This window comes from Prosthecobacter sp., assembly GCF_044373815.1.
In the GTDB taxonomy this organism is placed as follows: Bacteria; Verrucomicrobiota; Verrucomicrobiia; order Verrucomicrobiales; family Verrucomicrobiaceae; genus Prosthecobacter.
Genome location: NZ_JBIPNG010000340.1, coordinates 1 through 7271, shown reverse-complemented (window position 1 = coordinate 7271; position 7271 = coordinate 1). Strand labels below are relative to the sequence as shown.

Genomic DNA, 7271 nt, shown 5'->3' with positions numbered 1-7271 from the left:
CTAAGAGCGGAACCATGCAAAAAAACCAGACCTGTGAAATCCGATCCCACTGGCAATGCTGGAGCATAATATATTCTTGCCCGCTCCTGATAGGCGGAAGAAATAGTCGTAGCGAGATGTTCATCGAAATTTGTCGTGACGATTTTGATTTGGCCAGCATCACTGAATAAGCTTACCAGACTTTGATGTAACGAATTCGGTTTCGTATGTTCACCGACGAGAATTTTGTGGGCAAGCTGCTTTACCATGACCCTGCCTTTTGCCAATCGTCCAAGGAAGCGGTCCAGCGGTTCACGTTCAACGGTCCCATCGGCATTCGGCACCATTTTAGTTTCTCGTCGCAGCCCTGTTCCCTCTGCGATTTTACTTGCTAGAGCATCAAACATGGGCAAACCCGATGGCGCAGGCTTGGAAACGCCAGCCCCTACAAAGACGACCAAATCCCCAGTCTTCAAGGCAGATGATACTGCGTCAGGAATGTCTATTTCACCGAAATGCATAACTAGACTGGCAACCTTCCTGAGAATTTCACTGAGGCCAACAAAAAAGCCCGATTATAAAAAGACTCGCGTGGTCGGGGCTTTGTGTTGTCAGCTGAACATTAAACGAAGGGCTGGCTGCGCCCCATATTTCAACAGGCTGAGAGCTTGTCTAAGGTCACCGTCTAAAACAACCGCCCCCCCCCCTTCACGCCAAAATCTCACTCACCACCCGCGCCTGCGGGTTCTCCACGAGCACCTGCTCCGTTCCATTGCGGCGATAGCTGAGCTGCTTGGCGTCGAGGCCGAAGAGATGGAGGAGGGTGGCGTGGTAGTCGTAGTGATTGACGACGTCCTTCACGGCGTGGTGGCCGAAGTCGTCGGTGGCGCCGTGGATGTGGCCGGACTTGAAGCCGCCGCCGGCGACCCACATGCTGAAGCCGTAGGTGTTGTGGTCGCGACCGACGGTCGTACGGTCCTTGGAGCCGGAGCGGTTTTGAATGACGGGCAGTCGGCCCATCTCGCCGCCCCAGTGGACGATGGTGGTATCCAGCAAGCCGCGCTGCTTTAAATCGATGACGAGCGCGGCGGCACCTTGATCCACATACGTGCACGCCGCAGGCAGCGCAGTGCGGATGTTTTGATGATTGTCCCAGGTCTGATTCCCGGTGAAAAGCGAGACGCAGCGCACACCGCGCTCGACGAGACGGCGGGCGATGAGGCAGCGCGTGCCGAACTCGGCGGCGGCGGGATTGTCGATGCCGTAGAGCTTCTTGGTGGCGGCGCTTTCTTGATCGATGTCGAGCGCTTCCTTGGCCGCGGTCTGCATACGGGCGGCGAGTTCAAAGCTCTGGATGCGCGCTTCGAGATCGGCCTCGCCGGGGCGGGCTTCGAGGTGCTCCTTGTTCAGGCGCTGCACGAAATTGAGGTAACGCTTTTGCGCATCCCCTTTGAGGCTGAGCGGCGCATCGAGATTCGGAATGCGCGGTTCTTTGGGGCGAATGACGGTGCCCTGATACAGCGAGGGCAGCCAGCCGTTGCTCCAGTTGTCCACGCCGAGCACGGGCAGGCCGCGAGGATCGGTGAGGGCCACGTAGGCGGGCAGGTCCTGATTTTCTGAACCGAGTCCATACGTGAGCCAGCTCCCCAGCGTGGGGCGGCCACCGGTGACCTGGCCATTGAGCAAGGCGTAGATGGATTGGCCGTGATTGTTCACGCCGGTGTGCATGGAGCGGATGAGCGTGACGTCATCGACGATGTTGGAGAAATGCGGCAACAGCTCGCTGACATCCATGCCGGACTGGCCGTACTGCTTGAACTTCCACGGGCTGCCCATGCACTCGCGGCTGGCACCGGCGGCATCGTCGTATTTCACCTCACCGGGGAAATCCTTGCCGTCGTACTTGGTGAGCTCGGGCTTGGGATCAAACAGATCCATGTGGCTCGGCCCGCCCTGCATGAACATGGAGATCATGGCCTTGGCCTGCCCAAAGCCGTGCGGCATCTTGGGCTTCAGATCGAAATGGCGCGGCCCGATCTGCTCCGGACTGGCGAGCAGGTTTTGGTCCCTCAGCAGCGTGGCCAAAGCGATGCCGCCGATGCCATAGGCGGAGCGGTGAAGAATGGAACGGCGGGAGAGCATGCCTGTTCTACGCAGCGAGAGGGGCGATTCTTCCCCGGTAAGAAGCACAGATTTTTACACCGCAGAGGCTGGAACGCCGCAGAGATCTGTTCTGAAGAAACTCTGCGGCGAAGCAAAGTACTCACGAACTTTAGTTCGTTCTGGAAGGCGCGGAGCTTCCCAGAGTGGGCTAAAGCTCACGAGTACTTTCTCTGAAGACCTCTGCGGCGTTCCTAACTCTGCGGTGCAAATCTTTTCGTCCCTACTCCTTCACCACGCTCCTCACCGTCCCCTGAGCCAGACGCGTTAAGATCTCATCCCCGGGCTTCACCTCAGCAGCATCCTTGAGTACTTTCCCCGCCGCATTCGTGGCGAAGGAAAAGCCACGGGCCAGCACGGCCTGCGGGCCGATGTGTTTGAGCAGTTCCGCGCGTGATTGCAACCGGTCCGCCAAACGGTCCAGCCGATGCTGGAGCCCCTGCTGCAGGCGGCGCGCGCTCGTCTCGGCACGGTGCACGGCTTCGGTGAGCTGCACACGCGGATGATGCGCGGCGAGAATATGCTGCTTCTGCGTGAGGTCATCGGTCCAGGATTGCAACCTCTCGCGCAAGGTGTCACGCAGGCGCGATTCGTGGTCGTCGATGCTCTGCTCCGCCTGCTGCAGCAAACGGTCCGGCGCATGCAGCAGCGGGCCTTTGGCGGTGAGCTCGATCACATGCTGATGATGCTCCAGCAGCGTGCCCACGCGGGCCTTCAGCGTGCGGGCGATGCTGTCGAAATGCCGCTGCAACTCGGTGCTGTCCGGCGCGAGGAGTTCCGCCGCCGCGCTGGGCGTGGGCGCACGCAGATCGGCCACGAAGTCGGCGATGGTAAAATCAATCTCATGCCCGACGGCGGAGATAACCGGGATGGGACAGTCGGCGATGGCGCGGGCGAGCACCTCCTCGTTGAAGCACCACAGATCTTCCAAACTGCCGCCGCCACGCCCCACGACGATGGTGTCCGGCACCGGCAGGCCGAAGTTTTCGGCATCGCCCAGGACTTTGAGCGCCCGCACGATTTCCAGCTCAGCCCCCTGCCCTTGCACTCGCACAGGAAAAACGAGCACGCGCACCCAAGGCGCACGCCGGGTGAGGATGTTCAGCATGTCCTGAATGGCCGCGCCCGTGGGCGAAGTCACCAGCGCGACGATGCGCGGAAAGCGTGGTATGGCGCGCTTGCCCTCGGCATCAAACAGGCCCTCCTCATGCAGCTTGCGCTTCAGCGCTTCGAACCGCTCCTGCAGCGAGCCCTTGCCCTTCGCCTGCACTTGTTTGACGACCATCTGGTACTGCCCGCGCGGCTCATACACGCTGATCTCCCCATGCACCTGCATGAGGGCACCGTCCTGGATGCGGGCACTGCTGCGTGCGGCGGCTCCGCGAAACATCACGCAGCTGAGCTGCGCCCCGGCGTCCTTGAGTGTGAAGTACTGATGTCCGGAGGATTGCAGGCGGTGATTGCTGATCTCCCCCTCCACCCACACGCTGCCGATGCGGCTTTGCAAAACGTCGCGGATTTCGCGCGTGAGCTGGGTCACAGAGAGGACATCTGGGTCTTCAGGCATGGGCAGCGTTCATTGACCGAAAAGCGGGCAAAGTCCAGCCGCAGCTCAGAACACCAGATGCCACAGCCAGCCAACCATCCCAGAAGCCACCGACCACCAGCAGCGCGCCACTTCCATGAAACCCAGTCCGGGCGCGGGTGAGGAGGCGAGAAACAGCGCGATCAACAGGAAGGCATTGATGAGAAAGATCAGCATCATGGAGAAGAACTCTCCATTGCGCTTGAGGTCCCCCTGCTCGGCGATCACCGTTTTGACGGTGTAGGTGGCGTGAAAGCACCAGGTCAGCCCGACCAGCGCGTAGAGAAAGCGCAGGGGCTTCAGATGCACCGTCCATTTCATGAGATGCACGTCATGCGACTGCTGCATGTCCAGCGCCAGCCCCACCAGACCAAACACCAGCATGATGATGAGCGTGTAAAATGGGATCAAATAGGGAGCCAGGGTGATCCAGGTGTTGGACTTGTCCGTCTCCACGTAGCCGCCCTCAGCGCTGACTTTCCAGTCAAAGATGCGCCCGCCAAACATCCGCGCCGTCATGAGGTGGCTCAGTTCATGGCCAAAGACATACGCCGTCACGGGCCTCACCCCGGCGAGATAGGCCACGGCCCAAACCACGCCGCCAAAGGTGAAAAAGATGAACTCCTCGGACTTCAGGAAATCCATGCGGGACACCGCGCGCCAAAGCATCATGATCAGCGTGATGGCCGTGACCAGACAGGCCGGAGCCAGCACGGCACCCCCAATCCACCGCTTCAGGAGCAGGAGATAGTGATCCCGCTGCACATCGTGCCGGTTTTTGATCCCGACGGGGCGATTGCGGGTCTCATGGAGATGTCTGCGCAGGTTCGCGGTGGACATGGGAATGATGAGTTATTTAACCTTTGTTAAACATCTTCACAATTTGAAATGTGAATATGTGAACAAAATGTGCCGATCTTTTCACAATCTCCAGCAAACGACCAAGCCGATTAGAACGAAAAAACCGATGCCGATGGCCTCCCATGACTCCGGATCCGGCTTGTACCGCCCAAAACTGAGCAATCGCACCGTCCATGACCCGAGATCGCCGAGTCTGGCACCCAAAACACTCTCGGTGAAGAGGTTCACTTGCGGAAAATGAAGTACACCGCCCCGCACATGCACAGCGCCGCCCACAGGTAGTCCCACTTGAGGGACTCCTTCATGTAAAACACCACAAAAGGCACGAAAACCATCAGCGTGATCACCTCCTGGATGATCTTGAGCTGCGGCAGGGTCAGCGCCGTGCTGCCGATGCGGTTGGCAGGCACCTGGAGCATGTATTCAAAAAACGCGATGCCCCAGCTGATGAAAGCGGCAATGAACCAAGGCTTGGCCTTCAAATCCCGCAGGTGCGCATACCAGGCAAAAGTCATGAAAATATTTGACCCCACCAGGAGTCCCACAGCTTTGATCACAGGCCAGTTCATGCGACCATGAGAGCATACGGTTTCCCGCTGCCAAGCACAGCCTCCATGCTGACGTATAGAAATCCAACCAAGGGAACAATAGCAGCAATTCCCTTGAACTTCCTCGGCAAAACATTCATCCTCGAAATTACCTAAGCCATGAGTTCACCCACCAGTCTTCCCGAAAATGCATCTGGCGCGTCTGACAAGATCACCGAAGTCGTTGAATCCTATCTCAAAAAGGAAATCAGTCGTTATTCGATCTTCTCCGCCCTGGTGCTGACGGCCCTTTGTGCCGGAGGTGCCCTTCTGTTCAAGATCATCATCGAAAACAAGCTTTCCGAGTTGGATCAAGCCAGAATAGAAATCAGTAAGGAAACCGGGCGGGTGGAGGAGAAGGTGGAAGGCGTTGAAGACATGCTCGCCTCCATCCGTGAAACCGAGACCGAAGTACGGCAAATTGCCGCCAAAGTGGAAGAACAAGAAAAGCGTCTTCGCATGAGCGTCGCGGAGGCGCTGAACAACATCAAAGCTGTGCATGATGAAGGAACAGGCCACGTGGCAAGCCTCAAAAAAAAGGCGGCTGACGCTCAGCTAATCACTCGCAAACTGGAAGAACGAGTGAAGCAGCTGGAGGCAAACATGGAACAGACGGTGCAGGCTCTGCAGCACAAGGCTGGTGAAATTTCCAGCGCCGCTCAGGCGGTAGAAACTCAGATGGCACAGCAAAAAAAACAGCGGCTGGATGAGATTGAAGTGCGTCGCGCCACCCTGCTGAAAACAGAGGGTCTTCCGGGGTCCTCGCATCGAGTGGTGTACTCAAAAGATCCCAGGGGTGTTTCGGTTTACCTCTCCCCTACGAACCACGTCTCCAGCGACGCAATAGGAACCGTGAAGTACTCCGAAGCCGGTACAGCTCAGTTCATCCGCCTCGACGTGCCCGAGCAAACCAACGACGGCACTCCCCAAGCTCGGGTGCGTTTCAGCGGCTGGGTGCCTTCTGCCCTCATCGAAGGAGCAGATCTGCCAGCGGTCCAAGATAATCCCGCGCAGGCGCTGCTGTCAGCCTTGAAAGGAGCCACGCTTCATCAAGATCCTTCGACAGCCTCGCCAGAACTGCTCGAGTTCAAGCCCGGGAAGACACTTCCTGCCATCGTGACAGGCGAAACAAAAGCCGACTGGGTCCGCATCGTCGTCGATGCCTGGATGCCCGTACGCTTTGACAAAAGCGTCAACAAGCTGCTTATCGCACCTGTAAAGCACGGAGGCGGCTGAACCTGCGATCACGCCCCACCCGCCAGCGCCGAACCGCGCACCAGCAGATCCAGAAAGCGCTCTTCAAAAGCCTCATCACTCGTCACCTGCATGAAATCCACGCTGTGGCTGGCGCATTCACTGGCCAGATGGCCCACGAAGGCATCAAAAGTTTCCACATAGCGCTGCACATCGCGCTTGGTCAGCCAGAAGCGGCGGCGCTCGCCGGTTTCGACCTCGGTCAGCTCCAGCTCGCCTTCGATCTCTGGCTGCCTCTCATCGGGGTGCACGATCTGCAGAAAGTGGTTCTCCCCCGGCCATGCCGCCACGCGGGCCACAGCCTCCGTGGCACTGCCGATCTCCCGGCCAAAGAAATCACTGATGATGAAAATGATGCCGTAGCGCTGCTTGCTGGGTCGGAATTCCTCAAAACAGCGCTTCATGTCGGTGAGGCCGTCAAACTTCAGCTTCAGCACCGCCTGGATCACTTTTTCAATGTTCCCCTGCCCTCTCAGAGGCGGCAGTTCCTGATGCACACCGCTGCTCATCGAGTACAGGCTCACCCGCTGCTGCGCACTCAGCGCCAGATAGGCCAGCGCCACCGCGAAGCGCAGCGCCTGCCGCCGCTTCTCCGGAAACGGCTGCGCCATGGAGGTGCTGGTATCCAGCATGATGTGCAGGTTCAGCTCCTGCGTTTCTTCATAGAGACGCACAAAGAGTTTATCCAGCCGCGCATACAAACGCCAGTCGATGGCGCGATAGTCCTCACGTGGCGTGTAGTGGCGGTAGTCCTTGAACTCCCGCGTGAAGCCCGTGGCGGAGGTCGATTGCGACCCGCGCCGCATCAACTGCCGCCGCTTGCGCAGGCGCAGCGCCAGCACCCT

Annotated in this window: 6 protein-coding genes and 1 pseudogene; 1 reads left to right on the top strand and 6 read right to left on the bottom strand. The window is 58.7% G+C overall.

Annotation, left to right across the window (positions count from 1 at the left end; genetic code table 11):
• The 5 genes and pseudogenes from ACIREA_RS22480 to ACIREA_RS22460 all read right to left on the bottom strand — a co-directional run.
• A pseudogene (locus ACIREA_RS22480) lies at nucleotides 1–500 on the bottom strand (hypothetical protein); the annotation flags it as partial.
• Between the two features lie 187 nt (nucleotides 501–687).
• Nucleotides 688–2121 (bottom strand): DUF1501 domain-containing protein, encoded by a 1434-nt coding sequence (locus ACIREA_RS22475; protein ID WP_397384594.1) that lies wholly within the window; start codon nucleotides 2119–2121, stop codon nucleotides 688–690.
• A gap of 241 nt (nucleotides 2122–2362) precedes the next feature.
• Entirely contained in the window at nucleotides 2363–3706 is a 1344-nt protein-coding gene (gene xseA / locus ACIREA_RS22470) for an exodeoxyribonuclease VII large subunit (RefSeq protein WP_397384593.1), read from the bottom strand.
• A 45-nt stretch (nucleotides 3707–3751) separates the two neighbouring features.
• Entirely contained in the window at nucleotides 3752–4564 is an 813-nt protein-coding gene (locus ACIREA_RS22465; RefSeq protein WP_397384592.1) for a hypothetical protein, read from the bottom strand.
• A gap of 245 nt (nucleotides 4565–4809) precedes the next feature.
• Nucleotides 4810–5154: a DMT family protein gene (locus tag ACIREA_RS22460; protein WP_397384591.1), complete on the bottom strand. Its 345-nt coding sequence runs from the start codon at nucleotides 5152–5154 to the stop codon at nucleotides 4810–4812.
• 138 nt (nucleotides 5155–5292) lie between these two features.
• Here ACIREA_RS22460 and ACIREA_RS22455 point away from each other — a divergent pair, with 138 nt between their 5' ends.
• Nucleotides 5293–6408: a hypothetical protein gene (locus tag ACIREA_RS22455; protein WP_397384590.1), complete on the top strand. Its 1116-nt coding sequence runs from the start codon at nucleotides 5293–5295 to the stop codon at nucleotides 6406–6408.
• 8 nt (nucleotides 6409–6416) lie between these two features.
• Here ACIREA_RS22455 and ACIREA_RS22450 read toward each other — a convergent pair.
• Nucleotides 6417–7271 (bottom strand): DUF58 domain-containing protein (locus ACIREA_RS22450; protein ID WP_397384589.1); only part of this gene is annotated, 855 nt, incomplete at its 5' end.